Annotated in this window: 29 protein-coding genes; 8 read left to right on the top strand and 21 right to left on the bottom strand. The window is 69.7% G+C overall.

All coding sequences use genetic code 11. The annotated features are described in order from the left end of the window. Nucleotides 1-31: 31 nt before the first annotated feature. The 5 genes from AC5Y43_RS00625 to dxr all read right to left on the bottom strand — a co-directional run bounded on the left by AC5Y43_RS00625 (nt 32) and on the right by dxr (nt 6,510). Complete coding sequence (locus AC5Y43_RS00625) at nt 32-1,855, bottom strand: penicillin-binding transpeptidase domain-containing protein (protein ID WP_499968243.1); 1,824 nt, start codon at nt 1,853-1,855, stop codon at nt 32-34. Between the two features lie 131 nt (nt 1,856-1,986). Further along, nucleotides 1,987-2,841 (bottom strand): GNAT family N-acetyltransferase, encoded by an 855-nt coding sequence (locus tag AC5Y43_RS00620; protein WP_499968241.1) that lies wholly within the window; start codon nt 2,839-2,841, stop codon nt 1,987-1,989. A 53-nt stretch (nt 2,842-2,894) separates the two neighbouring features. Next, the gene (gene ispG, locus AC5Y43_RS00615; protein ID WP_499968239.1) at nt 2,895-4,061 is read right to left on the bottom strand and encodes a flavodoxin-dependent (E)-4-hydroxy-3-methylbut-2-enyl-diphosphate synthase; all 1,167 of its coding nucleotides are present in this window, start codon (nt 4,059-4,061) and stop codon (nt 2,895-2,897) included. A gap of 50 nt (nt 4,062-4,111) precedes the next feature. Next, nucleotides 4,112-5,329 carry a M50 family metallopeptidase gene (locus AC5Y43_RS00610; RefSeq protein ID WP_499968237.1) on the bottom strand — a complete coding sequence of 406 codons (1,218 nt, stop codon included), beginning with the start codon at nt 5,327-5,329 and terminating at the stop codon, nt 4,112-4,114. After that, entirely contained in the window at nt 5,326-6,510 is a 1,185-nt protein-coding gene (gene dxr, locus AC5Y43_RS00605) for a 1-deoxy-D-xylulose-5-phosphate reductoisomerase (RefSeq protein WP_499968235.1), read from the bottom strand. Before dxr ends, AC5Y43_RS00610 begins: the two co-directional genes overlap by 4 nt. Before the next feature lie 75 nt (nt 6,511-6,585). Here dxr and AC5Y43_RS00600 point away from each other — a divergent pair, with 75 nt between their 5' ends. Continuing rightward, the gene (locus tag AC5Y43_RS00600; RefSeq protein WP_499968233.1) at nt 6,586-6,849 is read left to right on the top strand and encodes a DUF2631 domain-containing protein; all 264 of its coding nucleotides are present in this window, start codon (nt 6,586-6,588) and stop codon (nt 6,847-6,849) included. Here the strand turns inward: AC5Y43_RS00600 and AC5Y43_RS00595 are convergent. From AC5Y43_RS00595 to pyrH, 8 genes are all read right to left on the bottom strand, one after another. Further along, nucleotides 6,842-7,654 carry a DUF4097 family beta strand repeat-containing protein gene (locus tag AC5Y43_RS00595; protein WP_499968231.1) on the bottom strand — a complete coding sequence of 271 codons (813 nt, stop codon included), beginning with the start codon at nt 7,652-7,654 and terminating at the stop codon, nt 6,842-6,844. The two genes, AC5Y43_RS00600 and AC5Y43_RS00595, sit on opposite strands and share 8 nt — an antisense overlap. A 26-nt stretch (nt 7,655-7,680) precedes the next feature. Next, the gene (locus AC5Y43_RS00590; RefSeq protein ID WP_499968229.1) at nt 7,681-8,163 is read right to left on the bottom strand and encodes a histidine kinase; all 483 of its coding nucleotides are present in this window, start codon (nt 8,161-8,163) and stop codon (nt 7,681-7,683) included. Between the two features lie 15 nt (nt 8,164-8,178). Next, nucleotides 8,179-9,051 carry a cytochrome c biogenesis CcdA family protein gene (locus AC5Y43_RS00585; protein ID WP_499968227.1) on the bottom strand — a complete coding sequence of 291 codons (873 nt, stop codon included), beginning with the start codon at nt 9,049-9,051 and terminating at the stop codon, nt 8,179-8,181. Beyond that, on the bottom strand, nt 9,051-9,554 hold the full coding sequence (locus AC5Y43_RS00580) for a protein disulfide oxidoreductase (protein ID WP_499968225.1): 504 nt from the start codon (nt 9,552-9,554) through the stop codon (nt 9,051-9,053). Before AC5Y43_RS00580 ends, AC5Y43_RS00585 begins: the two co-directional genes overlap by 1 nt. A gap of 120 nt (nt 9,555-9,674) precedes the next feature. Next, nucleotides 9,675-10,784, bottom strand: a complete 1,110-nt coding sequence (gene rlmN / locus AC5Y43_RS00575) for a dual-specificity RNA methyltransferase RlmN (RefSeq protein ID WP_499968223.1) — start codon at nt 10,782-10,784, stop codon at nt 9,675-9,677. 22 nt (nt 10,785-10,806) lie between these two features. After that, nucleotides 10,807-11,745 (bottom strand): phosphatidate cytidylyltransferase, encoded by a 939-nt coding sequence (locus AC5Y43_RS00570; RefSeq protein WP_499968221.1) that lies wholly within the window; start codon nt 11,743-11,745, stop codon nt 10,807-10,809. A gap of 16 nt (nt 11,746-11,761) precedes the next feature. Then, entirely contained in the window at nt 11,762-12,319 is a 558-nt protein-coding gene (frr, locus tag AC5Y43_RS00565; RefSeq protein WP_499968219.1) for a ribosome recycling factor, read from the bottom strand. A gap of 10 nt (nt 12,320-12,329) precedes the next feature. Next, on the bottom strand, nt 12,330-13,085 hold the full coding sequence (gene pyrH, locus AC5Y43_RS00560; RefSeq protein ID WP_499968217.1) for a UMP kinase: 756 nt from the start codon (nt 13,083-13,085) through the stop codon (nt 12,330-12,332). Nucleotides 13,086-13,383: 298 nt separating this feature from the next. Between pyrH and mbp1 the strand changes: the two genes are divergently transcribed. Then, complete coding sequence (gene mbp1, locus AC5Y43_RS00555; protein WP_499964420.1) at nt 13,384-13,620, top strand: microaggregate-binding protein 1; 237 nt, start codon at nt 13,384-13,386, stop codon at nt 13,618-13,620. Between the two features lie 176 nt (nt 13,621-13,796). Continuing rightward, nucleotides 13,797-14,543 (top strand): winged helix-turn-helix domain-containing protein, encoded by a 747-nt coding sequence (locus tag AC5Y43_RS00550; protein ID WP_499968215.1) that lies wholly within the window; start codon nt 13,797-13,799, stop codon nt 14,541-14,543. A gap of 23 nt (nt 14,544-14,566) precedes the next feature. Here AC5Y43_RS00550 and AC5Y43_RS00545 read toward each other — a convergent pair whose 3' ends face one another. From AC5Y43_RS00545 to AC5Y43_RS00535, 3 genes are all read right to left on the bottom strand, one after another. Next, nucleotides 14,567-15,502, bottom strand: coding sequence for a lysophospholipid acyltransferase family protein (locus AC5Y43_RS00545; RefSeq protein WP_499968213.1), 936 nt, complete (start codon nt 15,500-15,502; stop codon nt 14,567-14,569). A 93-nt stretch (nt 15,503-15,595) separates the two neighbouring features. After that, nucleotides 15,596-16,165, bottom strand: a complete 570-nt coding sequence (locus AC5Y43_RS00540; protein ID WP_499968211.1) for an MPT63 family protein — start codon at nt 16,163-16,165, stop codon at nt 15,596-15,598. Further along, the gene (locus AC5Y43_RS00535; protein ID WP_499968209.1) at nt 16,162-16,335 is read right to left on the bottom strand and encodes a hypothetical protein; all 174 of its coding nucleotides are present in this window, start codon (nt 16,333-16,335) and stop codon (nt 16,162-16,164) included. The genes AC5Y43_RS00540 and AC5Y43_RS00535 overlap by 4 nt, the downstream gene beginning before the upstream one ends. A gap of 155 nt (nt 16,336-16,490) precedes the next feature. On the opposite strand from AC5Y43_RS00535, the gene AC5Y43_RS00530 reads away from it, so the two are divergent. The 3 genes from AC5Y43_RS00530 (at nt 16,491) to AC5Y43_RS00520 (ending at nt 18,846) form a co-directional block, all read left to right on the top strand. Then, nucleotides 16,491-17,330 (top strand): glucose 1-dehydrogenase, encoded by an 840-nt coding sequence (locus AC5Y43_RS00530; RefSeq protein WP_499968207.1) that lies wholly within the window; start codon nt 16,491-16,493, stop codon nt 17,328-17,330. Between the two features lie 45 nt (nt 17,331-17,375). Further along, a complete protein-coding gene (locus tag AC5Y43_RS00525; protein ID WP_499968205.1) occupies nt 17,376-18,437 on the top strand; it encodes a YncE family protein in 1,062 nt (353 codons plus the stop codon). Between the two features lie 73 nt (nt 18,438-18,510). After that, nucleotides 18,511-18,846 (top strand): hypothetical protein, encoded by a 336-nt coding sequence (locus AC5Y43_RS00520; RefSeq protein ID WP_499968203.1) that lies wholly within the window; start codon nt 18,511-18,513, stop codon nt 18,844-18,846. Here AC5Y43_RS00520 and AC5Y43_RS00515 read toward each other — a convergent pair. From AC5Y43_RS00515 to AC5Y43_RS00495, 5 genes are all read right to left on the bottom strand, one after another. Beyond that, entirely contained in the window at nt 18,812-19,165 is a 354-nt protein-coding gene (locus AC5Y43_RS00515; protein ID WP_499968201.1) for a hypothetical protein, read from the bottom strand. The genes AC5Y43_RS00520 and AC5Y43_RS00515 overlap by 35 nt on opposite strands. Then, complete coding sequence (locus AC5Y43_RS00510) at nt 19,162-20,652, bottom strand: molybdopterin-dependent oxidoreductase (RefSeq protein ID WP_499968199.1); 1,491 nt, start codon at nt 20,650-20,652, stop codon at nt 19,162-19,164. The genes AC5Y43_RS00515 and AC5Y43_RS00510 overlap by 4 nt, the downstream gene beginning before the upstream one ends. A 15-nt stretch (nt 20,653-20,667) precedes the next feature. Beyond that, nucleotides 20,668-21,168, bottom strand: coding sequence for an oxidoreductase (locus AC5Y43_RS00505; RefSeq protein WP_499968197.1), 501 nt, complete (start codon nt 21,166-21,168; stop codon nt 20,668-20,670). A 121-nt stretch (nt 21,169-21,289) separates the two neighbouring features. Beyond that, nucleotides 21,290-23,089, bottom strand: coding sequence for an Hsp70 family protein (locus tag AC5Y43_RS00500; RefSeq protein ID WP_499968195.1), 1,800 nt, complete (start codon nt 23,087-23,089; stop codon nt 21,290-21,292). 216 nt (nt 23,090-23,305) lie between these two features. Then, nucleotides 23,306-24,478 carry a phosphatidylserine decarboxylase gene (locus AC5Y43_RS00495; RefSeq protein WP_499968193.1) on the bottom strand — a complete coding sequence of 391 codons (1,173 nt, stop codon included), beginning with the start codon at nt 24,476-24,478 and terminating at the stop codon, nt 23,306-23,308. A gap of 90 nt (nt 24,479-24,568) precedes the next feature. On the opposite strand from AC5Y43_RS00495, the gene AC5Y43_RS00490 reads away from it, so the two are divergent. Both AC5Y43_RS00490 and AC5Y43_RS00485 read left to right on the top strand, forming a co-directional pair. After that, nucleotides 24,569-25,300 carry a potassium channel family protein gene (locus AC5Y43_RS00490; RefSeq protein WP_499968191.1) on the top strand — a complete coding sequence of 244 codons (732 nt, stop codon included), beginning with the start codon at nt 24,569-24,571 and terminating at the stop codon, nt 25,298-25,300. A 105-nt stretch (nt 25,301-25,405) separates the two neighbouring features. Beyond that, entirely contained in the window at nt 25,406-26,722 is a 1,317-nt protein-coding gene (locus AC5Y43_RS00485; RefSeq protein WP_499968189.1) for a hypothetical protein, read from the top strand.

Here is a 26,722-nt window from a genome sequence, read left to right as displayed (position 1 = left end):
GCCATAGACGCAGAGTCAACGCCCAGGGCGCTCAGGCCAGGTAGTCCCGGGGAAGCGATTCGAACATCACCTTGGTCATCCGGACCGCGTATTCCGAGCTGCCGCCCCCGACGATCAGCGCCGCGAAGGCCAGGTCGCCGCGGTACCCGGCGAACCAGGAGTGCGATCCGCCCGGGAACTCGGCCTCGCCGGTCTTCCCGTAGATCTCCCCGCAACAGCCCGCGATCTCCTTGGCGGTCCCGTTGGTCACGACCAGCCGCATCATCGGGCGCAGGGCGTCGACCATCTTCGGCGAGATCGGCGTCTCGTCACCGTCGACGGCCGTCGGCCGCCCGGCGATCAGCTGCGGGACCGGGGTCTTGCCGGCGCCGACGGTGGCCGCGACCAGCGCCATGCCGAAGGGGCTCGCCAGCACTTTCCCCTGACCGAAGCCGTCCTCGGTGCGCTCGGCCAAATCCACCGTCGGGGGCACGGACCCGGTGACCGTGGTGATGCCGTCGACCGTGTAGTCCAGCCCGATGCCGTAGCGGTGGGCCGCCTGGGTCAGCCCGCGGGGCGGCATCCGGCTGCTCAGCTCGGCGAACGTGGTGTTGCAGGAACTGGCGAACGCCCGCGACATCGGCACCACGCCCAGGTCGAAGCCGCCGTAGTTGGGGATGGTGCGGTGCCCGATGTCGATGTGGCCCGGGCAGCCCAGCATCGTGTTGGGCGTGGCCATGTCGCGTTCGACGGCGGCGCCGGCGGTGATCATCTTGAACGTCGACCCGGGCGGGAACAGGCCGTTGGTGGCAGGCAGGCCGTCGGCGTCGGCGCCCTTGTTCTGCGCGATCGCCAGGATCTCCCCCGTCGACGGCTTGATCACGACCATCATTGCCTTGCCGCCCCGCGTGTCCACCGCGCGCTGCGCGGCGTTCTGCACGGAGCGGTCCAGCGTGATCGACACCGACGGCGCCGGCGACCCCTCGACCTCGTTCAGCACCGCGACGTCGACGCCGTTCTGGTTGACGCTGACCACCCGCCAGCCGGCCTGACCGTCGAGTTGGTCGACGACGGCCTTTTTGACCTCGCTGATCACCGCGGGCGCGAAATGCGGGTCGGTCGGCAGGATTTCGGGCTGGGGCGTGACGACGATTCCGGGTAATTTGCCGATCGCCGGGAACACGTTGTCGTTGTCTGCGGGAAGGAGCGTCACGCCGAGGTCCACCTGGTTGGGTGTCGAGCTGGCCCGCTCGGCGAGCAGCTGCGGGTCGGTCAGCGTGTCGTTGAACGGCCGCAGCACGTCGACGATCGAGTGGGTGGTGAAGCTCAGCGACTGCGGCGGTCCGGCCGCGGCGGCGTCCAGTGTGTAGTGATAGCGGTAGCCCGGCACCAGCACATCGCTGCCGCCGAGCTCGTTCACCGAGGCGCGCCGCGGCTGATCGGCGCGCAGCGCGAAGGTCTGGTGCTCGCCCAGCTTGGGGTGCAGGCCGGTGGTGGTCCAGCGGACCTCCCAGCGCCCCTCGTCGCGGGCCATCTTCAGCTGGCCGTCATAGCTCCAGGTCCGGTCCTTGGGCAGATGCCAGGTGAAGCGGTAGTCGACCGTGCCGGTGTCCTCGGCGTATTTCGCGCTGAGGACCTGCGCGTCCAGGTGGGTGGCCTGCAGGCCGGCCCAGGCGGAGTTGAGCGCTTCGCGGGCCTCGTTGGGGTTGTCGCTGAGCTGCGCGGCGGTCGCGGTGTCGCCGGTGGCCAGGGCTTTGAAGAACTTCGCGGCGGCCGGGCCGGGGCCGTCGGGCCGCGGGGTGCACCCGGACACGGCGCCGGCAACGACCAGCAGCACGCCCGCGGCAGCTGGGGCCAGTGTTCTTATCGTTACCATCGTTACAGATGTTATGAACTGTGACGGGCAGACCGGGCTCGACACACCGAGACACGATCGTTATGCACCGCGAACCCAACCGCACGGCGAAAAGGGCGGGCGAAAATCGCAGCCAGGTTCGGCTCGCGAAACTAGTCCAGCAGGACCGTGGCGAAGGTGCCGACCTCGACGAAGCCCACGCGGGCGTAGGCCGCGCGGGCGACCGTGTTGAAGTCGTTCACGTACAGGCTGGCCATCCGGCCGGCCCCGACGATGACGGCGGCGACCGTCGCGGTGCCCGCGGTGCCGAGACCCAAACCGCGCCACTCCGGGTGCACCCACACGCCCTGGATCTGGCCGACCCCGGGCGACTGCGACCCCACCTCGGCCTTGAAGACGACCTGGCCGTGCTCGAAGCGGGCCCAGGCGCGCCCGGCCGCGATCAGGCTGGCCACCCGCCGGCGGTAGCCGCGTCCGCCGTCGCCGAGGCGCGGGTCGACGCCCACCTCGCCGATGAACATGTCGACGGCGGCCACCAGGTAGGCGTCCAGCTCCTCCGGCCGGACCTGGCGCACCGCGACGTCGATGTCGCAGTTGGGGTGGGCACCGAGCGCCATCAGCGGCTGCTGGTCGCGCACGTCGCGGGCCGGGCCCCAGGCCGACTCCAGGCGCTCCCACATCGGCATCACCAGCTCGGCCCGGCCCACCAGCGACGAGCAGCGCCGCGTGCCGCTCATCGCCTCGTCGGCGAAGGCGTGCAGGTCCGCGGGCGCGCCGCGCAGCGGGATGAGGTTGGCGCCGGCGAAGCACAGCGACTCGTCCGGGCCGCGGCGGGTCCACAGCTCTCCACCGATCGAATTGGGGTCGATCCCATGGTCGGCCACGCGGGCCGCGACCATGCACGAGCCCACCGGGTCGTCGTCGAGCACCCGCCAGACGGCGGCGGCGTCGCGCACCACGGACACCCGTCGCTCACCGACCAGGCGGAAGATGGGTGGAGCCGACATGGGGAACTCTCTGTGGTGCGAAATGAGGACCGGTGCAAGGGCACTGGCGTCTATCAGCTTACGGTCACAACCGGCGAACCGCTCGTTGTTGTTTCGGGACCGTTGTCGGTCTCCATCTCGGCGGCCAGCCGCATGGCTTCTTCGATCAGCGTCTCGACGATCTTTGCCTCGGGCACGGTCTTGATGACCTCGCCGCGAACGAAGATCTGCCCCTTGCCATTTCCCGACGCGACGCCCAGATCGGCCTCGCGGGCCTCGCCGGGACCGTTGACGACGCAGCCCATCACGGCCACCCGCAGCGGCACGTCGAGACCGTCCAGCCCGGCGGTGACCTCATTGGCCAGCCTGTAGACGTCGACCTGCGCGCGCCCGCACGACGGGCAGGACACGATCTCGAGACCGCGCGGCCGCAGGTTCAGTGACTCGAGGATCTGGATGCCGACCTTGACTTCCTCGACCGGCGGCGCCGACAGCGACACCCGGATGGTGTCGCCGATGCCGCGCGACAGCAACGCGCCGAAGGCGACGGCGGACTTGATGGTGCCCTGGAAGGCGGGGCCGGCCTCGGTGACGCCGAGGTGCAGCGGGTAGTCGCAGGCCGCGGCCAGCTGCTCGTAGGCGGCGACCATCACGACGGGGTCGTTGTGCTTGACGCTGATCTTGATGTCGGAAAAGCCGTGCTCCTCGAACAGCGAGGCCTCCCACAGCGCGGACTCGACCAGCGCCTCGGGCGTGGCCTTGCCGTACTTCTCCATGAACCGCTTGTCCAGCGAGCCGGCGTTGACGCCGATGCGGATCGGGACGCCGGCGGCGCCCGCCGCCTTGGCGACCTCGCCGACGCGGCCGTCGAATTCCTTGATGTTGCCGGGGTTTACGCGCACGGCGGCGCAGCCCGCGTCGATCGCGGCGAAGATGTACTTGGGCTGGAAGTGGATGTCGGCGATCACCGGGATCTGGCTGTGCCGGGCGATCTCGGCCAGCGCGTCGGCGTCCTCCTGGCGGGGGCAGGCCACCCGCACGATGTCGCAGCCGGTGGCCGTCAGCTCGGCGATCTGCTGCAGCGTCGTATTGACGTCGTGGGTCTTGGTGGTGCACATCGACTGCACCGAGATCGGGTGGTCGCTGCCGACCCCGACGTCGCGGACCATCAGTTGGCGCGTCTTGCGCCGGGGGGCGAGCGTGGGCGCCGGGACGTCCGGCATGCCCAGGCCGGCGCTCATTTGGCGCCGCTCCTCCTCATCGCTGCGCTCTGCATCGTCGCCGGCGCGGCTCACTGGAACAACCTGATCGGGTTGACCAGGTCGGCGGTCACGGTCAGCAGCATGTAGCCGACCACGAACACCAGCACCACGTAGGTGGCGGGCATCAGCTTGAGATAGTTCACCGGCGCCGCCGCGACCATGCCGCGGGTCGACCGGATGAGGTTGCGGATCTTCTCGAACATCGCGATGGCGATGTGGCCGCCGTCGAAGGGCAGCAGCGGCACCAGGTTGATCGCGCCCAGGATGAGGTTCAGCTGGGCCAAAAAGAACCAGAACGCCACCCACAGCCCGTGGTCGACGGTGTCGCCGCCGATGATGCTGGCCCCGACCACGCTCATCGGCGTCTGGGGGTCGCGCTCCCCGCCGCCGATGGCGTGCACCAGTGCGCCGACCTTCGTCGGGATCGTCACCAGCGCCTTGCCCACCTCGACGGTCAGGTCGCCGGCGAACGCGAAGGTGGCGGGCACGCCCGAGAACACGCCGTAGCGGGTGGGCACGACGCGAGGCGGGCCGACCCCGATGGCGCCGACCGTGGCGGGCGTGGGCGTGGCGCCCTTGGCCCCGGTGGTCTGGAAGCGCTGGGTGGGCTGGACCGCGATGTTCAGGGTGATCAGCTTGCCGTCGCGATCCACCACGAATGGGACGGTGCCGTGCGCCTTGCGCACCGCGGCGGCCATGTCGTCGAACGTGGACACCGGGGTGTCACCGACCTTGACGACGACGTCGCCCTTGCGGATGCCCGCCGCCTGCGCCGGACCCGGCCCGTCGCAGTGGCCCTGCTTGCCGGGCGCGACATCGGCTGTGACGCAACCGGTTTCGCCGACCTCGGCCTTGGTGGACGGGTGCAGGTTGGGCAGCCCCCAGACAAGCGCGATGCCGTAGATCAGCACCAGGCAGATCACGAAGTTCATGCCCGGGCCCGCGAACAGCGTCGCCACGCGCCGCCAGGCCGCCTGCTTGTACATCGCGCGCTCGCCCTCGTCGGGGGCCAGGTCCTCGACCGGGGTCATGCCCGCGATGTCGCAGAAGCCGCCCAGGGGAACGGCCTTGACGCCATATTCGGTTTCGCCGCGGCGGGTCGACCACAGGGTGGGCCCGAAGCCGACGAAGTACCGCCGCACCTTCATCCCGGTGGCGCGGGCGACCCACATGTGGCCGCACTCATGCAGTGCCACCGAGATCAGGATCGCGAGCGCGAACAGCACGATGCCGAGAACAAACATCATCGGATTGGTAGGACCTCCTGTGCGACTCGATCAATCCGGCGCCCGGCCATCTCGCGTGCCCAGCGCTGCGCATCGAGTACCTCGTCCACGTTAGCCGGTTCGGCGGCCCATTGGTCGGCGACGTGCAGCACGTCGGCGATGGTTTGCACAATTCCCGGGAACCCGATCCGGCCCGCGAGAAATGCTTCCGCCGCCTCTTCGTTCACCGCGTTGTAGACCGCGGTCAGGCAGCCGCCGGCCTGCCCGGCGTGCCGCGCCAGCTCGACGGCGGGGAAAACCGCGTCGTCGAGCGGCTCGAATTCCCACCTGGCGGCGGTGCTGAAGTCGCAGGCGGGAGCGGCGCCACTCACCCGCCGGGGCCAGCCCAGGGCCAGCGAAATCGGCAGCTTCATGTCCGGCGGGCTGGCCTGGGCGATCGTCGAGCCGTCGACGAAGGTGACCATCGAGTGCACGATCGATTGGGGGTGCACGACCACCTCGATGCGGTCGTACGGGATGGAAAACAACAAGTGGGTTTCGATCAGCTCGAGCCCCTTGTTGACCAGCGACGCCGAGTTCAGCGTGTTCATCGGGCCCATCGACCACGTGGGGTGGGCGCCCGCCTGCTCCGGCGTGACGGCCTCGAGGTCGGCGGCGGCCCAGCCGCGGAACGGGCCGCCGGACGCGGTGAGCACGATCTTCGCGACTTCACCGGGATCGCCGCCGCGCAGGCACTGCGCCATCGCCGAGTGCTCGGAGTCGACCGGCACGATCTGGCCCGGCCGCGCCGCCCGCAATACCAGCGGCCCCCCCGCGACCAGCGACTCCTTGTTGGCCAGCGCCAGCCGGGCCCCGGATTCCAGCGCGGCCAGCGTCGGCCGCAGTCCCAGCGCCCCGACCAGCGCGTTGAGGACGACGTCGGCCTCGGTCTCGCGCACCAGGCGGGTCACCGCGTCGGGACCGACGAAGGGGACGTCACCCACCCGCTGCGCGGCGCCCTCGTCGGCCACGGCGATGTTGGTGACCCCGGTCTCGGCGCGCTGGCGCACCAGGGTGTCCGGGTTGGCGCCGCCGGCGGCCAGCCCGACCACCTCGAAGCGGTCCGGATTGGCCGCGATGACCTCCAGCGCCTGGGTGCCGATCGAGCCGGTGCTGCCCAGCACCAGCACGCGCAGGCGGCCGTCGGTTCCCGGATTGGTCACCCACTCATTGTGCCCCGCCCGGTCTGACAGCGCGTGTGCCAGAATCTCTGCAGAAGCCGACCGGAAGGGATCACCGTGGCCAGTACCGCCAGTACCGAGGTGGAGCACGTCAACGGCGTCGACGTCGCCGAGGTGCCGTCGGCCGCGTGGGGGTGGAGCAGGATCAACTACCGCACCTGGCGCGCCACCGGCCTGGTCATCGTGATCTTCCTGCTGGCGATGCTGCGCGGCAACCACGTCGGGCACATCGAGGACGTGTTTCTGGTCGGGTTCGCCGTGTTCACGGCCGTGGTCCTGATCCGCGACGGCTGGGGCCGCCGCCGCGGCTGGCTCAGGTAGCCCCGACCGGTTCGGCCGCCGGGTTCGCCCGGTGAATGTTCACGTCCCCGGAGCCGCTGCGCACCTGTACGACGACGGTCTCGTCGCCGCGCTGCGGACCGTCCGACGGCTGCAGTGTGTTGTTGACGGCCCCGGATCCGGTGGCGACGTCCAGGCGCGCCGCGGTGCCCTCGGCCACCCCGACCGCGACCTCGCCGCTGCCGGTGCGCACCGACACACCGCCGCACACGGCCGCGGCGACGTCCACCGACCCCGACGCGGTGCGCGACTTCAGCTCTCCGGCCAGCCGCCCGACGGACAGCGAACCGCTCGCGCCGGCAAACTTCAGATCGCCGCGCAGCTCCCCGATCGTCACGTCGCCGGAGGCGGTCGCGACCGAGGCGCTGCCGTCGACGGTGTGCACGGCGAACGACCCCGAGGCGTTGTTGGCCTTGAGCCGGCCCCGTACCGCGTCGACCTCGACGTCGCCGCTGGCGCCGGCGACCTTGACGTCGGCGTATTCGCCCTCGGCGCGCAGGGTGGCCAGGCCCAGCGTCGCGTGCAGCCGCGAGCGTGCCGGCAACTCGACCTCGATGTCGACCAGCCCGCCCCGAAACAGCCCGCGCTTGCTGCCGGACACCACGAGCCTTCCGCTGTGGAACTCCACCCGGGTGTGCTCGGCGGCCCACACGTCGGCGCTGCGCGATTCGTCGCCGGGCAGCACGTCGACGACGGTGTCCGCGCGCTCGGTCGCGACCAGCCGCACCCAGCCCGCGCTGGCGTCGATGCGCACGTCGATCGGCTCGGGGGTGGCAAAGCTCGGCATGTCTGTCTCCTTCTCGGGTGGGCGAATCAGCGGACCCAGCCGGTGACGCGGCGGGCGGATTCGGATGTGGGGGCGGCCTCGCCGGTCCCCCGGGTCGCCGCGGCGGCGGCACGCACCAGCCAGGCGTTCACCGACACGCCGTCGCGGCGGGCGGCCGCCTCGACCGGCGACCGCAGCCCCTCGGGTAGCCGCAGGGAGACCCGCCAGGTGCCGCCGCCGTCGTCGTCGTAAGGGGCGATGGCAGCGGCGTCGGGCGGCCCTTCGTCGGGCGCGCCGGTGACGATGAACTCGGGGTCGCGGCCGCGCAGCCGCACCTCGACCGATCCCGGGGCCAGCTCGCCGGTTATCTCCTCGGCGGCGCCCGCCAGCGCCTCCAGCAGCGCCAGCCGCAGCGCCGAGTCCAGCGGCGCGCCGAGCCGGTCGGCCAGCTCCTGCGCTTCGGGGCCCGCGGCCGCGGCGGCCGTCCGCAATTCGTGCCGGACGGCGTCGACATACGGCTGCAAATCCATGACGTCATGATGACATCACTTTAATGTCAAGACAAGTGTCACGCGGTGCCGGCGGCGTACGCGCCGGCCGGCGGCGGCGGCTACCACCAGGACCAGCAGAGCCACCGCCCCGGGCCAACCGCCGTGTCGGAGCACCCAGCCGGCCAGCGCGCCCTGCAGGCGGGCGGCCGAGGCGATCACCGCGTCCTGCGGGTTGGTTTGCGCGCTGAACAGGCGCAGCTCGTAGACGCCGTAGTAGCCCACGTACAGCCCGACCAGCACCAACAGCGCTCCGCCGCCCCGGTTGACGAACGGCAACGCTCGCCGCAGCCGGTCGGCCACGGCCGCGCCGGCCGTCACCGCGGCGATGGCCAGGACGCCCACGATCAGCGTCAGGCCCGCGACGTACGCGAGATAGACGGCGACGCCGGTGAGGGCCGAGCCGCCGCGCAACCCGGTGGCGGTGGCCGCCAGGAACGGCCCGATCGTGCACGACAACGACGCGAGCGCATAGCTGACGCCGTAGCCGTACATGGATCCCAGCCGCGCGGTCGGGGCCCAACGGGGCCCGAGTGACACGGGCTTCAGCTCCCGGCCCGCCAGCAGCCAAATCCCCAGCGCCACAAGCACAACCGCGATCGCCACGGTTCCGAAGGGCAGGTAGCGCTGCACGGTCGCCGCGGCCGACAGCGTCAGCGCGCCGAACAACCCGAACACCGTCACGAAGCCGAGCGCCATCCCGGCGGTCGCCACCCCCGCGCGAGCGAGCGCGGCCGGCCCGGAACGTTCGCCGGACGGCCCGCCACGCACCACGAGGATCAGGTACGCCGGCAGCATGGCGAACCCGCAGGGGTTCAGCGCCGCCACGAGTCCCGCGGCGAAGGCCAGGCCGACGAGCCCCCGATCCATCAGCGCAGCGCGGCCACCCGGCCGGCCAGTTCGTCCTGGGACATCGCCGAGGTGGGGTTGTTGACGAACGTCGAGCTGCCGTCGGCCCGGTAGAACACGTATGCCGGCTGCCAGGGAACGTGGTAGCGCGCCCAGATCGCGCCGTCGGCGTCGTTGAGGTTAATGAAATTCAGGTGGTACCTGGCCACGAAGGTCTGCATGGCGGCGACGTCGGAGTGGGCCCCGACGCCGACGAACGTGACGGCCGGGTTGGCGGCGGCCACCTGGCCGACGCCGGGGGCCTCGGCGTTGCAGAACGGGCACCACGGCGTCCAGAACCACAGCACCGCCGGTTTGCCCTGCAGGCCGGCGCCGTCGAACGGCGCGCCGGCGAGCGTGGTCGCGGTGAACTGCAGGCGGTCGTCGGCGGCCGCCGCGCGCGGCGCGGCGCCCAGGCCGAGCATCAGGGCCGTCGCGAACGCCGCGGCGCCAGATAGCTTGAGCACAACTGACAAACGGAGCATGCCCTGAACACGGGCCGCCGCGCCGCCGGGTTCATCGGGCCTGGGGTCGGATGGTCGAACGTGAAGTGGTTGCGAAAGTCGGCCAAAACTTCGCCACAGTTGCACGCTCGGCGCTCGCGGCTACCCGCCTGCTCGACGCTCGGCGGCCAGCTGTCCGCACGCGGCGCTGATCTCCCGCCCGCGCGTGTCCCGCACCGTGCACGACACCCCCGCCGCGCGGACCCGCCGCACGAATTCGCGCTCCACCGCCTTGGGGCTGGCATCCCAGTCGCTGCCCGGCGTGGGATTGAGCGGGATCAGGTTCACATGCACCAACGGGCCGAGCGCGCGGTGCAGCCGCTTGCCCAGCAGGTCGGCCCGCCACGGCTGGTCGTTGACATCGCGGATCAGGGCGTACTCCACCGACACCCGCCGGCCGGTCACGTCGGCGTAGTGGCGGGCGGCGTCGAGCGCCTCGGCGATCTTCCACCGGTTGTTGACCGGGACCAGCGTGTCGCGCAGTTCGTCGTCGGGCGCGTGCAGCGACAGGGCCAGGGTCACGCCGAGGCGTTCGTCGGCGAGCTTGCGGATCGCCGGGGCCAGGCCCACGGTGGACACCGTCACCGAGCGCGCCGAGATGCCGAACCCGTGCGGCGGGGGTTCGGTGATGCGCCGCACCGCGGCCACCACCCGGGCGTAGTTGGCCAACGGCTCCCCCATGCCCATGAAGACCACGTTGGACAGCCGCTGGCCGCCGAAGTCGTCGCGCACCACCGCGGCGGCCGCGCGGACCTGTTCGAGGATCTCGGCCGTGGACAGGTTGCGTGTCAGGCCGCCCTGGCCGGTGGCGCAGAACGGGCAGGCCATGCCGCAGCCGGCCTGCGACGAAATGCACACCGTGTTGCGCTGCGGGTAGCGCATCAGCACCGACTCGACGGTGGCGCCGCCGGTAACGGCCCGCCACAACGTTTTTCGGGTTTCGCCGGCGTCACAGGTGACGTCGGCGACCGCCGTCAGCAGGGTGGGGAACATCGCGGCGGCGATTTCGTCGCGCACCGCGGCCGGAAGGTCGGTCATCTCGCGCGGGTCGGCGATCAGCCGGCCGTAGTACTGGTGCGCGAGCTGCTTGGCGCGAAACGCGGGCAATCCCAGCTCCGCGACGGCCGCCGCGCGGCCCGCCTCGTCGAGGTCGGCCAGGTGCCGCGGCGGCCTGCTCGGCCGCGGCGCATCGAAAATCAACTCACCGACCATGACCCGTCCAGTATGGGTGCTGTCAGGCCGGCAGCAATGTGAACACCGTCCAGGCCGCCACCGCCGACGGAAGCACGCCGTCGAGGCGGTCCATCAGGCCACCATGGCCGGGAAGCAGCCGGCCCATGTCCTTGATGCCGAGGTCGCGCTTGACCTGGGATTCCACCAAGTCACCCAACGTACAGGTCAGCACCAGCACGAGGCCCAGCACGGCGCCCTCCCACGGCGGCCGGTGGGCCAGGAAGGTCGCGGTCAGGATGGCGGCGGTGATCCCGAGGACCAAGGAGCCGGCAAACCCCTCCCAGGACTTCTTCGGGCTGATCGTCGGGACCATCGGATGCTTGCCGAAGAGCACTCCGACGGCGTAGCCGCCCACGTCGGAGGCGACGACCGTGATCATCAGGCAGAACACCCGGCCCGCGCCCTCCTTCGGGTGGTAGACCAGCAACGCGGCGAAGGACGCGAACAGCGGGACCCACGCGGCCAGGAACACCGTGGCCGACGCATCCCGCAGGTAGTTCGACGGGGGCGGCGGGCCGGCCGCTGGATCGTGGTGGCGGCTCGCGTCCCGCATCAGCAGCCGCCAGACCATGCAGATCACCAGCGTCGCGCCGAAGCCGGCCAGCGCGCCGCGGGCACCACAGGGCCAGGTCAGCCAGACCGTGACCTGCCCGCCGGCCAGCAGCGGGACGACCGGGATGACATATCCTGCCTCGCGCAGCCGCCGCACCACCTCGTGGCTGGCGATCAGCGTGGCCGCGGAGCAGAAACCCACCCAGACGCGCGGGGCGAACAGCAGCGTCACGATGAGAACGGCGCCGATGCCGGCGCCCACCGCGATCGCCGCGGGCAGGTCGCGCCCGGCCCGTGAGGTCTTCTTGGCCGGCTCGCGCACCGTTTCGCTGGACCCACGCGCGGGCTCGTCGGGCGGGGACCCTGCGCCGGTAGTTGCCACGGACATCCTTGCTGAACGGCCGCTAGACCTCCAGCAGCTCGCCTTCTTTGTGCTTGACCAGCTCGTCGATCTGGGTGACGTACTGATGCGTGGTCTTGTCGAGATCCTTTTCCGCGCGACCGACCTCGTCCTCGCCCGCCTCGCCGTCCTTGCGGATGCGATGCAACTCCTCCATCGCCTTGCGCCGGATGTTGCGCACCGACACCCGGGCCTCTTCGCCCTTGTGCTTGGCCTGCTTGACCAGCTCGCGGCGGCGTTCCTCGGTCAGCTGCGGCACCGCGACCCGGATCAGGGTGCCGTCGTTGGTGGGGTTGACGCCCAGGTCGGAGTTGCGGATCGCGGTCTCGATGGCGTGCAGCTGGCCGGCCTCGTAGGGCTTGATGACGACCAGCCGCGCCTCGGGGACGTTGATGCTGGCCAGCTGAGTGATCGGGGTGTGGGTGCCGTAGTAGTCGATCACGATCCGGGAGAACATGCCCGGGTTGGCGCGGCCGGTCCGGATGGTTGACAAGTCGTCGCGGGCCACGGATACGGCCTTTTCCATTTTCTCTTCGGCGTCGAAGAGTGCCTCGTCAATCATTGTCTTCCCCTCAGGTGGTGACCAGCGTCCCGATCTTCTCACCAGCGACCGCGCGGGCGATATTGCCGTTGGTCAGCAGGTTGAACACCAGGATCGGCATGCCATTGTCCATGCACAGGCTGAACGCGGTGGCGTCGGCCACCCGCAGCCCGCGGTCGATCACCTCACGATGGCTGATCGCGGCGATCAACTCGGCCTCGGGGTGATGCCGCGGGTCCGCGGAAAACACGCCGTCGACCGCCTTGGCCATCAAGACCACCTCGGCGCCGATCTCCAGCGCGCGCTGCGCGGCCGTGGTGTCGGTGGAGAAGTAGGGCAGCCCCATGCCGGCCCCGAAGATCACCACGCGGCCCTTCTCCAAGTGACGGACCGCGCGCAGGGGCAGGTAGGGCTCGGCGACCTGACCCATGGTGATCGCGGTCTGGACCCGGGTGACGATGCCCTCCTTCTCCAGGAAGTCCTGCAGCGCGAGGCTGTTCATCACGGTGCCGAGCATGCCCATGTAGTCCGAACGGGTGCGCTCCATGCCCCGCTGCTGAAGCTGTGCGCCGCGAAAGAAGTTGCCGCCGCCGATTACCACCGCGACCTGCACGCCGCCGCGGACCACCTCGGCGATCTGGCGGGCGACCTGCGCCACCACGTCGGGGTCCAGGCCGACCTGGCCGCCGCCGAACATTTCACCGCCGAGCTTGAGCAACACCCGCGAATACTTGGAGCGACTCTCCGGTACGCCGTTGGTGCTGCGGGGCTCCCTGGACTCCGTCATCAAACTCCTCGTATGAGAGTGCCATCCCGGGCGAACTCTCATCCGGAACGGCATTTCACATCCTGCCTCATCGCAGCACAATGCGGCGTGGGCGGGGTGCAATATCTGCACAGTTCGCGATGGGGGCCGCCGCGACGCGGCTTTGCTTCCGGTGCCAGATGTTTGGGCGAGGGGCGGCGCGGGGAATCCGCACCGACGCGGGGGGCAACCCAGGGTCTTGAGAATGAGGACCACGCCTCGCCGTGTGACGTTGAGCAACAATCGCTCAGCACGTACGCCGATGAGGAGGACACATTTCATGGCGGACAACAAGTCGGGACCTGCCGAAGCGGTGAAGGGCGTCGTCGAGGACGTCAAGGGCAAGGCCAAGGAAGCCGTCGGCGCGGTCACCGGCCGCGATGACCTGACGCGCGAAGGCCAGGCCCAGCAGGACAAGGCCGAAGCCCAGCGCGACGCGGCGAAGAAGGAAGCCCAGGCGGAGGCCGCTCGCGGCGGCGCCGAGGCGGCCGAGGAGCGTCAAAAAGCCAACCAGTAGCTTGTCGCGAAGATGGGTCCGGTCCGTGAAAACGGGCCGGACCCGTCGATTTTCCCGGGTCCGGCCATAGACTTTGCATAGTCTTGCTTTGAAACGGGTATTCAGCGCTGCGCTGGCAGACATCTCGCCGTGAGGTGCCTACGGGTGGGGGGCGATGACAACTCACGAGTATGGAGATGTCTTTGGACGTTCTATTGCTTAGCGACGAGGACGACTTCGAATCGGCGTTACCCACCCTGAAATCGATCACCCATAGTGTGCGGCGCGCCCCGCTCACCCACCATCTCGACGGGCAGCGCGACGCAGCCGACGTCGCGATCATCGACGCGCGCACCGACCTCGAGGCGGCCCGGGGCGTGTGCCGCCGTTTGACCTCGGACGCGCCGTCCGTTGCGGTGGTCGCCATGGTGGCGCCGGCGCGCTTCATGGCGGTGGACGTCGACTGGCACTGCGACGACGTGCTGCTGCCGGACGCCGGGGCCGACGAACTGCAGGCGCGGCTGCGGCTGGCGATCGCGCGGCGGCGCAGCGCGATGGACGGCATGCTGAAATTCGGCGACCTGTTGCTGCACCCGGCCAGCTTCACCGCCTCGCTCGACGGCCAGGACCTGGCCCTGACGCTTACCGAGTTCAAGCTGCTGAATTTCCTTGTGCAGCATGCGGGCCGGGCTTTCACCCGCACCCGGCTCATGCACGAGGTGTGGGGCTATGACTGCAACGGCCGGGTCCGGACGGTCGACGTCCACGTGCGGCGGCTGCGCGCCAAACTGGGACCGCAGCACGAATCGCTCATCGACACCGTCCGCGGTGTCGGCTACATGGCGGCCACGCCGCCGCAACCGGAATGGATCGTCAGCGAGTCGACGCTGACTCCGGTCTGGGCCTCCAGCGCCCGGCCCGCGACAGACACGATCGCCCAATGACCCCGTCGCGTGAGGGCTTTCGCTCAAGCGAACAGCGGTAGCGCGCGCTTGCGCGCCAGGGCGTCCATGCCCTGTTGGATCGCGTCTTCGACCTCGCGGTACTTGCGGTCGACGTAGTCGTCGTCCTCGGCGCGCGCCGGGTCGTGATCGAGTTCGACCACGGGCATGAACCGGGTCCTGATCTTGGCCGGCAGCGGCAGCTGCGGCAGCGCCGCGGGGGCGATGCCCCACGGCAGGGAGACCGCCACGGGAAACACCTTGAGCCGCAGCAGGCGGTCGAGCCCCAGCGCCCTGGACAACCGGTCGCCGCGAATCAGCACGGGCATCGCGTCGGCGCCACCGACGGTCGCGATCGGCACGATCGGCACGCCGGCGCGGATCGCCATCTTCACGAAGCCCTTTCGCCCCGCGAGGTTGGCCCGGTCGCGTTCGCTCCACGGGCGCAGCGAATCCACCTCCCCGCCGGGCCACAGCGCCACGTCACGCCCTTCCGCCAACGCGGTTGCGATCGCGTCGGGGGCGGCAGGCAGCACCCCCATCGAACGGAAGTAGCGGCCGAAGAGCGGGATGGCCATCAACGCGTCGTGCGCGGTGCCGTGCAACGGGCGGTCCTGGCCGAAGCGTCGCCACCACTGCAGACCGACGGTCCACGCATCCCAGACGAACGGGGCGCCCGAGTGGATCCCCACCAGCAGCGCAGGCGGCCGGGGAACGTTCTCCCAGCCGTCGATCTCCATCCGAAACCAATAGTCCACCAGCACATTCCAGAAAAACTTCTGGCGCTGCAGGGTCGCCTCGTCCTGGCCGCTGAGGTCCCAGCTGCCGGCGCGCTGCGCCACCCAGCCGCTGAGCCCGCCGCCCTGGCCGCTGCGCCTGTCCTCCATCGCCGCCCGCGCCCGCTCAGCGTGCCGCTTGGCTTGCGCACGTACTGCCTTTGGCCTGTGGTCGGTGTCAGTCATGCACGCTGGGTACCCCTTTCGGCCGCGCGGGATCCCTGCCGACGCAAATCTCCCCGCGCCACGGGCGTGGCACGGGGAGATCAGCCAATCGGATCAGGCGTGCGCCGGCGGGCTGGGCGGCGTGCCCGGTGCCGGGGCGCCGGGTGCGCCGGGTGCGTTCGGACCGGCGGGCTGACCCGGCACGTTCGACGTCCAGATCAGGATGTCCTGCATCCCGTCGTTGTAGACGACGCCGTTGGGTGGCGCGCCGGTCACGTCGAAGTACAGGGTGCCGGTCGATTCGGTGCCCTGCGGGATCGGCGCGGGGTTAAGCCCGTTGGGGACCTGAACCTTGTCGATCACCCGGTAGTTCTGGCCGTTGGGCCCGCGGGCGATGAAATCGTTGACCATGGGGGTCACGAGCCCGGCGTCGGACCTGGCGGTGATGTCGGCCTGGTAGAGAGTCCCTTTCGGGGTGTAGCCGGGGATCGAGACGTTGCTCGGTTGCAGGTTGCTCACCGTGTAGGTGGTGGTCAGCGGCCCGTCGACGAGCTGCTCGCTCTCGCCGAAGCCCTGGATGTTGGGCGGCGGCGAAGCGGAAGCGGTTGCCGCACCGAAAACGCCGGCCGCCACGATGCCGCCGGAAGCGACGGCCGTCTTTACAGCGGACATGGTGAATTTCATGTTTTTCCTTTCGTGTCGAACAATCGCTCCCCCACGAGGGCGATAAACGCACAATCCCCCGCATAACCCTTTGGCAGCGGAGCTAAACACCGATAACCGGTGTCGCCGGCGGCGAGCCGTTCACCTGCGTAAACAGCGGCGTTGTTGATTTGCGGCGCAGCGCTTTTCACGCCACAGAATTAACATTGGCACCATTAGTTTTGGCGACATCCCTTATGCGCGATCGACCAACCGGCGATTAATTCCGGCGGTGGAGGGTAGCCGCAGCCGTACGGACAAGCCCGCCGACGAAGGGCGTACAACCATCACGAAAGGGCCGCCACTCATGAGTTTTGCGGCGCAGCAACAACCAGTTCCGGGCGTGCAGTCGCGAATGGACCCCGTCCCCGACTGCGGTGAGAACAGCTACCGCGGCTCGGGAAAACTCACCGGCAAGCGGGCGATCGTCACCGGCGGCGACAGCGGGATCGGCCGCGCGGTCGCCATCGCCTTCGCCCGCGAAGGCGCCGACGTGCTCATCTCCTACCTCAACGAGGACGACGACGCGAGTGACGTCGCCCGCCTCGTCGAAGACGCCGGGCGCAAATGCGTGGTGGTCCGCGGCGACCTCTCCGACGCCGCACACTGCCGCGCCGTGGTCGACCGCGCGGTCGAGGAATTCGGCGGCGTCGACATCCTGGTCAACAATGCCGCCTACCAGATGATGCACAAGAGCCTCGACGAGATCAGCGACGAGGAGTGGGACTACACGTTCCGGCTCAACGTGGGCGCCTACTTCCACCTCGCCAAGGCCGCGCTGCCGCACATGGGACCCGGCTCATCGATCATCGGCAGCTCCTCGGTCAACTCCGACACCCCCAACCCCACCCTGGCGCCGTACGCAGCGACCAAGGCGGCCATCGCCAACTTCTCGGCCAGCCTCGCCCAGCTGTTGGGCGACAAGGGAATCCGCGTCAACAGCGTGGCCCCCGGCCCGATCTGGACACCGCTCATCCCGTCGACGATGCCGCCGGACAGCGTGGCATCGTTCGGGGACAACGTGCCGTTGGGGCGGGCCGGTCAGCCCGCCGAGCTGGCGCCGATCTACGTGCTGTTGGCGTCCGACGACGCCAGCTACATCTCCGGGGCGCGGGTCGCCGTCACGGGCGGGCGGCCGGTTCTCTGAACCCCCGGGGTGTAACCCGCCACTCGGCGGGGTACTGCCCCGATCGTGGCCATAGCGACGAACCATCGGCGGCGACGGTGGCGGCGCTGCGCCGGCGCGGTGGGCGCCGGGATCGTGCTAGTGGCGGGCTGTTCGGCTCCCGGCGCCAGGCTGGAGAGCACACCCGACGTGTCGCTGGCGGCGGTCGACACCGCGTTGCATGACCCCGTGTGGTCGTATCACGACAAGGCGTTGCTGGGCGTGACCGAGGACCACAAGCTCGCGGCGGTGACATATACCGGTCCGGGCACCGCGCACACGCGGCAGTCGGCGCCCCTGGGCTCCGGGCGCAACCTGCAGATCAGCCAGAAGGACGATCGGCACGTCTTCGTGCCGCAACCGGAGCGCGGCCGGGTGGCCGTCGTCGACATCGCCACCCTGCGGCCGGTCGCCGCGTTCGACGCCGGGCCCGCCCCGGCGTATCTCGCCGAGGACGCCGGCATGCGCATCCTGCTCGCCCTGTCCGCCGACGGCTCGTCGGTGACGCCGGTGGACCAGTACGGTTTTCGCAAACTGCCCACGGCGACGTTCGCCGCGCAGCCCGCGGACACCATCGACGGCGCCAACCGCGGCCGCGGGATCGAGTACCACCTGTATGGGCCCTCGGGGATCCGCTACTTCAAAGGCCCCTCGTCGCCTCCCGAGGAGCGCGGCTCGCTGCCGATGGACGTCGCCGCGTGGGCCGGCGACTCGACGTCGGTGGCGCGCAGCTACGTGGCCACCCGCGACGACAACGTGCTGTACGCCGTCGACTCGCGGCGCGGCGGCAAGGGGCTGGAAGTGCTTGCCCGCGCGCGGCTTTCGTCGCCGATCCGCTATCTGGGCACCGATGACACCCGCGTGTACGCCGCCACCGACCGCGACGTGACGGTGCTCGAGACCGCCAGCTTCACCGGCTACCCGAGCGGAAGCATCCCGGTGATCCGCACGATCGACTACCGGGCGGGGCTGCCCGGCGGCCCGGTCGCGTCGGCGCCGCTGTCGGGAATGGCGATCGGGCCCGACCGCGTGTACCTGACACTGCGCGATCAGCCCTACGTGGTGAGTGTGGCGAAGCCACACCTGTGATGTGGTGAGTGTGGCGAAGCCACACCTGTGATGTGGTGAGTGCGGCGAAGCCACACCTGTGATGGGAGGCAAGATGAGCGCGGCGGTGCAGCAGAAACCCGAGCCGATCGGGATCGACGACGACGTGGAGTTGTTGACCGAGCAGATCGAGGCGCTCCGAGAGCTCGGCCGGCTCGACGACGTGAGCGAAAGCGAGGTCTACGACTTCAGCATCCGTTGGGGGACGGCGCTTTCCGGGCGACTGCGGCGGTTGGTGCACTACAGCTGCCTCGGCGTGCTCGATGAGGCGGGCGAAGGCCGCTTTCAGTCGCTGTGCGCGGAGTTGCGTTCGGTGTCGGATTTGGTCGAGCGGTTCGACATCGCCCGTCCCCGGTTCAGCGACACCCCGAGCCACCCCAGGTTGCGCTAGCCTGTTCCGCGCGGGCGCGGTAAGCGATGTCGGCAACATCCGCGACGCCTTCGTACTCGGTCAGGAAGTCTTTGGCGGGCAACACGATTCCGGTTCGTGGCGCGGGGCAGTCGGGATTGCGGCAGGTCAACGCGACCATGAAGGCGTCGTCGTCCTCGTTCAGAAACAGGAACCCGAGGTAGAGAGCGTGACCGACCGCGAACTCGGTCGCGCCGCAGCCGGCGCACTGCCCGCCCTTGACGGCCACCAACTCCAGGACCTTTTCGCACTCAGCGCTTTTCAGGTCGATCAGCTCGGGCCGCACCCCGTCGGTCGTCATATCTCCACGTCCTTGTCGTAGTGGACGTTGTCCTCCCGCCAGCCCCCCAGCCCGTGGCCGATGCCCGAGTAGTCCTCGACGAACTCGATCTGGTTGATCCACTTGGCCATCTTGAAGCCCACCTGGGTCTCGACCCGCAGGCGCAGCGGGGCGCCGTGCTTGATGGGCAGGGGCTTGCCGTTCATCTCGTAGGCCAGCAGCGTCTGCGGCTTGTAGGCGAGCTCGAGGTCCATCACCTCGTAGAACTGCCCTTCGCCCTCCGAGCTCGGCTCGTCGCGGCCGTTGTCCTGCATGGTCAAAAAGCAGATGTACTTCGCCTGCGGCAGGGGCCGCACGTGGTCGGCGAGCTGGGCCAGCGGCAGCCCGCTCCATTCGCCGATGCTCGTCCAGCCCTGCACGCAGTTGTGCATGACGCGTTGTGACTGCCGGTCGGCCAGCGCCCGCAGGCCCTCCAGGTCCAGGGTCACCGGGTTTTCCACCAGCCCGCCCACCCGCAGGCGCCAGTCGACGAAGTTGTGCACCGCCATCACCTTGTACTCGGCGCTGGCCGGCGGCTTGCCGTTGATGCGATGCTCTTTGGAGATCATCCGCTCGGGATAGTTCTGCCGCGAATTCAGTGGCCGCAGAACGATTTTGCGGACGCGGGTGACGACGGCGCCCAGCACGCGTCGCACCTGCACGGGCCGGCGCAGGCTCCACACCGTCGCCGCGATGTGCACGGCGACGATCGCGGCGATGATCACCAGCGACCAGAAGGTGGCCCACCCGAGGTTGCGGACCGAACCGAAGATCATCGACGCGGTGAGCTGGCCCCAGCTCCAGAAGAACACCATCGACAGGTGGATGACGATGAAGACCAAAAACGCCACCAGGCCCAAGAAGTGCAGGCTGCGCGCCCATTGGCGACCGCCCCACATGCGCACGTACCAGGGGAACGCCGCCTCGATGGCCGGGGACTGGGCCGCGCCGGTCAGGATCTGGAACGGCGCCAGTAAAAAGACGACGGCGGCGTAGGTCAGCTTCTGGATGGCGTCCAGCGGCTCGCCGGGCAACAGCGGCGGCAGGTTGAAGCTCAGGTAGGTGACGATGTCGTTCCACGCCTCGGGAAAGATGGACCACGAATACGGCCAGTACCGGTGCCACTGGCCGGTGGAGAACAGCAGGATGTAGTACGACAGCCCGACCAGGATCCAGCCGATCACCGAGAAGAAGTGCCAGTGGCGGCCCATGCCGAGTTTTTTGTGGCCGGGCAGCGAGAACAGCGAGCTGTAGTCCTCCTCCTCGTCGAGGGTGTCGTAGAGCTTGTTGGTCGGCATCTTTTTGGTGGTGAAGCGCGCCCACTCGCTGCCCGGCTTGCTGTCGTCGTGCCAGTACAGCTTGGGATGGGTGGACAGGATCTCGACGCCGCTGCGGATCACCAACGTCAGAAACAGCACGTTGAGCCAGTGGTCGATCCGCAACCACACCGGGTAATCGAGCACTGTCATAGATCCCTGCCCCGTTCAGTCATGCCAGTTCTGGCGCTGCGGGTAAGCGACGTTGATGCCCGAGAGCACGGTGGTGTGCACGGCCAGGAAACCGCCCGCCAGCGCCATCGCCATGCTCCCCGGCGCCAGGTCCCACCGGCCGGTCAACGCCACCAGCTGGGGCAGGCTGACAAACCGGGTCACCAGGTAGATGACGAGGAATACCGTGCAGACCAAACTGCCGAAATACCAACCACGTTGCGGCACAACGGGTCTGACCGCAAAAGCCATGGCGACCACCGCGGCCACGCAGGCGGCGATCAGCACGGCGGCGTAGATCAGGAAATACGCCGGCAACGCCGGTTCCGTGGCCAGCAGGTAGACGTGCACCGCGACGACGCCCATCAGCAGCGACGCGCCCAGCCCGGTCACCACGCGGGGCACGTCGAATGCGACGTAGCCGTTGAGAGTCAGCAGCGGCGAGGAGAAGATCCTCTGCCACGCTTTATGCGACAGTCGCACAAGAAGCCCGGCCACCGCAGCTACATACCCCGCCGTACCAGCCCACAAACGGGCACTTGCCAAGCCGTCAGCGCTTCAACAGCTCGCCACGTGTTGGCAAGCAAGCCAAGGGATCTGGTGCCGCCCCGTCGATCCGTCACGATGGCGCCCCCGGCCTGGGATACGACGGCAGGGTCGGCCCGGCGCTCGTGCCCGCCGACGGGACCCCGGGATACGGGGCGTTCGGATAGGGGGTCACCGGGTACGGAGACGTCGGATAGGCGTTGGTCGGGTAGAAGGTGGTGGTCGGCGGGGTCGTGGTGAGCGGGGCCCTGGTCGGCGGGGTCGTCGACGGGGTCGTCGGCGCGGTCGAAGTCGCCGGCACCCGCGTGGTGACCACGGTCGTCGTCGTCACCGGCTGGGGCGACTCGGTCGGCCCGGAATTCGGCGACTCGGCCGCGGTGGTGGTCGGCGGCGGCGCAGGCGGTAACAGCCGGGCCGACTCGACCGGTGGGGTCACGTTATGCGTGTTGTCGATGGGTTTGCCCTCGTGGCCGCTCAGCCGCACCGCCAAACCCGCGGCCACCAACAGCACCAGGGCGGCCGCGCCGGTCGTGCTGACGAGCACCGCCGAGCGCCGGTACCAGCGCGGCCGCGGTGGTCGCGGCGCCACGGGAGGGGGCGCCGCGCCGGCGCCGGCGCCGTCGCGGTCGTCGCCGACGAATTCGTCCCCCCCGAGGAGCGGCAGCTCGGCGGACGAGGCTTCCTGCGACCAGGCCAGCGCGCGATAGGTGGCCGACCGGTCGCCGTCGGCGACCGACTCCTCCGCCGCGCCGCGCGCGGCCCCCGCGGCCCATGCCGCCGGAGCCATTTCCGTGGCGGCGACGCCTTCGGTCAGCGCGACCGGCGGCCGGCCGACGGCGGTCGGCGGCGCGGCCGACGAACGCAGTTGAGCGAGCACCGCGGCGCCGATGGCCGCGCTCAGCGCCGGCTGCGACGTGGTGACGACCGGCGCCCCTAGCCGCTCCGACAGCCGGCTGGTGACCAGCGGGATGCACGCGCCCCCGCCGACCGTCGCGATCGCGGCCAGGCTGTCCCCCGGAATCCGGTTGCGCCGCAACAGCTCTGCCACGCAGTCGGTGAACCGTTGCAACGGTTCGGAGATGAGCGCCTCGAACTCGTCGCGCGCCAGCCGGACGTCCGCTCCGATGCCGGGCAGGTCGGCCGGGATGACGGTGACCGTCGCCGACGACAGTTGTTCCTTGGCGCTGCGGCATTGGGCCACCCGACGGCCCAGCGGGGTCAGCGGCGCGGTGCCGGCGGTGTCTGCGCCGGCGTCCGACGCGATGTGTCGCAGGATCACCTGGTCGAGCTGGTTGCCGGAGAACCCGGTGCAGCGCAGGGTCGGCGCGATCTGGCGGAAGTTGGCGGCCGCGTCGGTCAGGGTGATGCTGCTGCCGCTGGCACCGAAATCGCACAGCACCACGACGCCGTCGTCGGGAAAGCCGGGTTGGGCGTACAGGGCCGCCAGCGCGGCGGTGCCGTCGCAGATGAACGCGGGCGGCGCGCCGTCGGGCGCCAGGTTGGGGCAGCCGCGTACCGCCGTGCGCAGGGCGCCGACCTGGCACTCGGTCCAATGGCCCGGCACGGCGACGGCGACCGGCGCCGCCGGGCCGACCGCGCGGGCCATCCCGTCGAGCGCGGCGGCGGTCAGCGCCTCGCCCGGGTGCGCCGAGCCGTCGGAGGCCACCACCGGGTCGGGGTCGCCGACCCGCTCGACGAATCCGCTCAGCGACAGGCCGGGCTCGTCCAGACCGGGATTTTCCTCCGGCGCACCGACCTCGGGGGGCCGGTGGCCGAACAGCGTCACCACCGTGCTGCGGGTCACCGGCGCGGTGCCCGTGCGCGCGGCCACCAGGTTTGCCGTACCGATCGACAAGCCGAGCGGATCGCCCATCTCTCCCCCATTGTCGTTTTGCTTCAGGGTGACCCGCGCCGGCGCCGCGGCATGCGACGGCGCCCGAATCGCGCCCACGCATGGCGTGTCGCCCCAAACTCGGCGCTGCTGGTTTAACGCGGGTGGGCGCCCCAGAACAGGGCTAGGACAGGGCGTGGTGGATCAACCCGTGCGAAGGCTTCCCGACGGCAGGGGGGTCTAAACGATGGGACGGGATCAGCCCGGCCGGGGACGGCAGCGGGCCACCGGCGTACCCACCAGACGGAATTCCTCGCTGGTGTCCAGCTGGGGGTCGACCCCGTCCTGGAACAGGATGATGATGTCCGAGCCGCCGAACTGGAAGTAGCCGAACTCTTCTCCCTTGGCCATGTGGCGCCCGGATGTCGCGGTGAGGACCACCGACGAAACGTGTGCCATGCCCACGGGGATGACCGCGACGACGCCGATGTCGCCGCAATCCGACGCCGACGTGTCGATGGTGACCACTCCGCGGGTCTGGGAGAACTCGTAGCCGCTGCTGGCGCTGTCGCTGGCGGTGAACTCGTGGTCTTGCAGCCCGACCTGCATGAAGACTTTCCCGTTGATCCGGAACGACTCCTTGACCAGACCTCCCACCGGGACGTGATAGCGGTGGTAGGCGTGCACCGGCAGCATGTAATGGACGAACGTGCCGCGGGCAAAGCCCTCGGCGTACCGGCTGCCCTCGATGAGTTGCTTGATGTTGCCGTACTTTTCGCTCTTGACGGTGGTGGCCGGGATGTTCGAGTCGGCGTCGATGTCGTAGGCGTGCTGGTAGTGGCAGTCGGCCGGTGAGGTCACCACCAGGTTGCTGGCCGGTTCGGCGATCGGGCGCAGACCGCCGTTGATCTCACGCGCGATGAACTGGTTGGCCGTCAGCCAGCCGCTGGGCGCGTTCGGCGCCCCGTCGACCAGGGATTCCTGGATGCGGTACTCCGGCGCATTGTCGATGAACGACTGCAGCACTTCCGGGCTGAACGACTCGGGCGAGTCCAGGAAACCTCCCCACTCCTTGGCGAACCCGGTCATCCACTCCCGAAAGACGTCCGAGCCCTGCGGCGGCTCGTCGCCCTGGTCGACCAGAAAGTAGAAGTGCGACATGCGGTCGCTGACCTCTTGGGCCTGCCGCTTGTCGTTCTGCCACGCGTCGGCGGACGACTCATGGGGCACCCACCTGACGAAGCGCGCCAGGTAGGCCTCGTATTCGTCGATGTCGCGCGGCCACTCGAGCGCCGCGTGGAGGTCCGGATTCAGCTCGGCCTCGGCCCATTCGCGGGCCTTGACCAACGACTGCTGTAGCCGATCGGAAAGGCCCTGCTCTTTGTCGAGGGCGCCGCGGAGGCTTTTGATGACGGTTTCGGGGTCGCTCATAGGCGATCGCGTACCCCCACCGTTTGGCGGCAAACGATCGACCGCGCTTCGGGGCGCATAACCCGACGCGTTCTGGGGAAGGTTCCGGAGGTGAGCCTCGAGGCCGAACCGACCAGGGAAGAGGTCTGGGAGCAACGCACCGGCTGGTTGCTGGCGCTGGTCGCGATCGCCTACCTCGCCATGTATTCGGTCCATGTGCTCGCCCGGCCGCACGGCGTCGAGCCGCGCATCGTGTGGGCGGCGACTTGGTGCACGTGGGGGCTGTTCGTTGCCGATTACCTTGTGCGCCTGACTCTTTCGCCGGATCGGCTGCACTGGTTCGTTCACCACCTGTTCGACGCGGTCATCGTCGCCCTTCCACTGATGGGACCGCTGCGACTGCTGCGGGCGGTGGTCGCGCTCGGAGCACTGCAGAAGGCAGTCGGCAACGCGGTGCGCGGCCGCATCCTGATGTATACGTTCACCGGCGCCGCCCTGTTGGTCTACGTCGGGTCGCTGGCGATCCTCGCCCAGGAGCGCGATCACCCGGGCGCCAGCATCACCTCCTTCGGAGCGGCCCTGTGGTGGGCCATCTCCACGGTGACCACCGTTGGCTACGGCGACGTGTATCCGATCACCGTTGCGGGGCGGCTGATCGCGGCGGCGCTCATGGTGGGCGGTATCAGCCTGATCGGTGTGGTCACCGGATCACTGGCGTCGTGGATAGTGCAGGCCGTCGCCGATACCCAGAGCGCGGGCCGCGCGGCCCCGGCCGCCGGCGTCGAGGAGCTTCGCAGGGAAGTCTCGAAGCTGGCCGAGGAGCTGCGCCGGGCGAGGCGATAATCGCCTGTTTGGGTCGCCGTCGACGGGGTACGCGGCTCTGATCCGGCCGGTATCACCGGACACTTCCGGCAGCGGGGTGACTGTCATGGTCGAGCGGCTTCTACCGTGAACACCCCCTCGCGCTTCGGCGAACTGGCCGATGTCGCCGACGCGATCCTGTACGAGGGATACCTGCTCTACCCATATCGGCGCTCGTCGCCAAAGAACAAGGTGCGCTGGCAGTTTGGCGTGCTGACGCCACGGAGCTGGCTGCCGGCCGACGTCGCGGCCCACGCCGGCGTCGCCGGCTCGTCGGATGCCTGGTACCAACAGACCGAATGCCTGCTGGAGGCGCCCGAGACGGCCGTCGTGCAGGTCCGGCTCCGATTCCTCCATGTGCACCATCGCTCGGTCCAGCGGGCCCGCCCGGGCGGAGGCTTCGAGCCCGTCGACGCGTTGACCGTCGGAGATCAGCGGTTCCTCACCTTCGACGACGCCGTGCCGCGCGAGCACGACGTGACCGCCACCGTGGCCGAGCTGCGCGCAGCATCCCGTGTCGTCGAGGTGCGGATCCCGGCCGGGGAGGATGTCGAGCTCGTCGGCGACGGGTCGGGGCGCATCGTGCGCAGCTGCGGGCCGATATCGGCGACCGTCGCGCTGTCGATCACCGACGCCGGCGCGCCGTTCGGGTTGGCGAAGCTTTCGGTGCGCACCGAGAACCGTGACACGAGCACCCCGGCGGCGGCATCGCGCCCAGAGGCGTTGCGGGCGTCCATGATTGGCACGCACACGTTGCTCGGCGTCGACGCCGGCGCGTTCCTGTCGCTACTGGACCCGCCCGAATGGGCCACGCCGGCCGCCAAGGGGTGCCGCAACATCCACACCTATCCGGTGCTCGGCGGTGCACCGGGCAACCGTCAGGTGATGCTGTCGTCGCCGATTCTGCTCTACGACCACCCCGCGGTCAGCCCGGAGAGCCCCGGCGACCTGTTCGACGCAGCCGAGATCGACGAAATCCTGTCGCTGCGCACCGGGACCCTCACGGCCGAGGAGAAGCTGGAGGCCCGGGCCACCGACCCGCGCGCCGCGGCGATCATCGACCGCGTCGACGAGATGCCGCGCGAAATGATGGAGCGCCTGCACGGCGCCATTCGTACGATGCGGCCCCACGCTGCGCCCGAGTCGGACTCGGTGACCGTCGCCGGCGTCCGGATCGCCAAGGGCAGCCGGGTGCGGCTTCGTCCGCGCCCGCACGGCACCGACGCCCACGACATCTTCCTGGTGGATCGGCTCGCCGTCGTCGAGGACGTACTTCTCGACATGGAGGACCAGTACCAGATCGCGGTGACCTTGTCCGACGACCCCGGCGCCGACCTGCACGAGTGGCGCCGGCGTTTCTACTACTTCGCTCCCGACGAAGTCACACCGGCGGATCGGGCCTGA

It is taken from the genome of Mycobacterium sp. NGS57 (assembly GCF_059812405.1).
Note: the sequence above shows the minus strand (reverse complement) of the source record. Positions and strands in the feature narration are given on the sequence as shown.

Excerpts from the sequence above, each read along its gene's own strand:
- AC5Y43_RS00625 (WP_499968243.1), bottom strand. The coding sequence starts at position 1,855 with ATGGTAACGATAAGAACACTGGCCCCAGCTGCCGCGGGCGTGCTGCTG.
- AC5Y43_RS00620 (WP_499968241.1), bottom strand. The coding sequence starts at position 2,841 with ATGTCGGCTCCACCCATCTTCCGCCTGGTCGGTGAGCGACGGGTGTCC.
- ispG (WP_499968239.1), bottom strand. The coding sequence starts at position 4,061 with ATGAGCGCCGGCCTGGGCATGCCGGACGTCCCGGCGCCCACGCTCGCC.
- AC5Y43_RS00610 (WP_499968237.1), bottom strand. The coding sequence starts at position 5,329 with ATGATGTTTGTTCTCGGCATCGTGCTGTTCGCGCTCGCGATCCTGATC.
- AC5Y43_RS00595 (WP_499968231.1), bottom strand. The coding sequence starts at position 7,654 with ATGCCGAGCTTTGCCACCCCCGAGCCGATCGACGTGCGCATCGACGCC.
- AC5Y43_RS00590 (WP_499968229.1), bottom strand. The coding sequence starts at position 8,163 with ATGGATTTGCAGCCGTATGTCGACGCCGTCCGGCACGAATTGCGGACG.
- AC5Y43_RS00585 (WP_499968227.1), bottom strand. The coding sequence starts at position 9,051 with ATGGATCGGGGGCTCGTCGGCCTGGCCTTCGCCGCGGGACTCGTGGCG.
- AC5Y43_RS00580 (WP_499968225.1), bottom strand. The coding sequence starts at position 9,554 with ATGCTCCGTTTGTCAGTTGTGCTCAAGCTATCTGGCGCCGCGGCGTTC.
- rlmN (WP_499968223.1), bottom strand. The coding sequence starts at position 10,784 with ATGGTCGGTGAGTTGATTTTCGATGCGCCGCGGCCGAGCAGGCCGCCG.
- AC5Y43_RS00570 (WP_499968221.1), bottom strand. The coding sequence starts at position 11,745 with ATGTCCGTGGCAACTACCGGCGCAGGGTCCCCGCCCGACGAGCCCGCG.
- frr (WP_499968219.1), bottom strand. The coding sequence starts at position 12,319 with ATGATTGACGAGGCACTCTTCGACGCCGAAGAGAAAATGGAAAAGGCC.
- pyrH (WP_499968217.1), bottom strand. The coding sequence starts at position 13,085 with ATGACGGAGTCCAGGGAGCCCCGCAGCACCAACGGCGTACCGGAGAGT.
- mbp1 (WP_499964420.1), top strand. The coding sequence starts at position 13,384 with ATGGCGGACAACAAGTCGGGACCTGCCGAAGCGGTGAAGGGCGTCGTC.
- AC5Y43_RS00550 (WP_499968215.1), top strand. The coding sequence starts at position 13,797 with ATGTCTTTGGACGTTCTATTGCTTAGCGACGAGGACGACTTCGAATCG.
- AC5Y43_RS00545 (WP_499968213.1), bottom strand. The coding sequence starts at position 15,502 with ATGACTGACACCGACCACAGGCCAAAGGCAGTACGTGCGCAAGCCAAG.
- AC5Y43_RS00540 (WP_499968211.1), bottom strand. The coding sequence starts at position 16,165 with ATGAAATTCACCATGTCCGCTGTAAAGACGGCCGTCGCTTCCGGCGGC.
- AC5Y43_RS00530 (WP_499968207.1), top strand. The coding sequence starts at position 16,491 with ATGAGTTTTGCGGCGCAGCAACAACCAGTTCCGGGCGTGCAGTCGCGA.
- AC5Y43_RS00520 (WP_499968203.1), top strand. The coding sequence starts at position 18,511 with ATGAGCGCGGCGGTGCAGCAGAAACCCGAGCCGATCGGGATCGACGAC.
- AC5Y43_RS00515 (WP_499968201.1), bottom strand. The coding sequence starts at position 19,165 with ATGACGACCGACGGGGTGCGGCCCGAGCTGATCGACCTGAAAAGCGCT.
- AC5Y43_RS00510 (WP_499968199.1), bottom strand. The coding sequence starts at position 20,652 with ATGACAGTGCTCGATTACCCGGTGTGGTTGCGGATCGACCACTGGCTC.
- AC5Y43_RS00500 (WP_499968195.1), bottom strand. The coding sequence starts at position 23,089 with ATGGGCGATCCGCTCGGCTTGTCGATCGGTACGGCAAACCTGGTGGCC.
- AC5Y43_RS00495 (WP_499968193.1), bottom strand. The coding sequence starts at position 24,478 with ATGAGCGACCCCGAAACCGTCATCAAAAGCCTCCGCGGCGCCCTCGAC.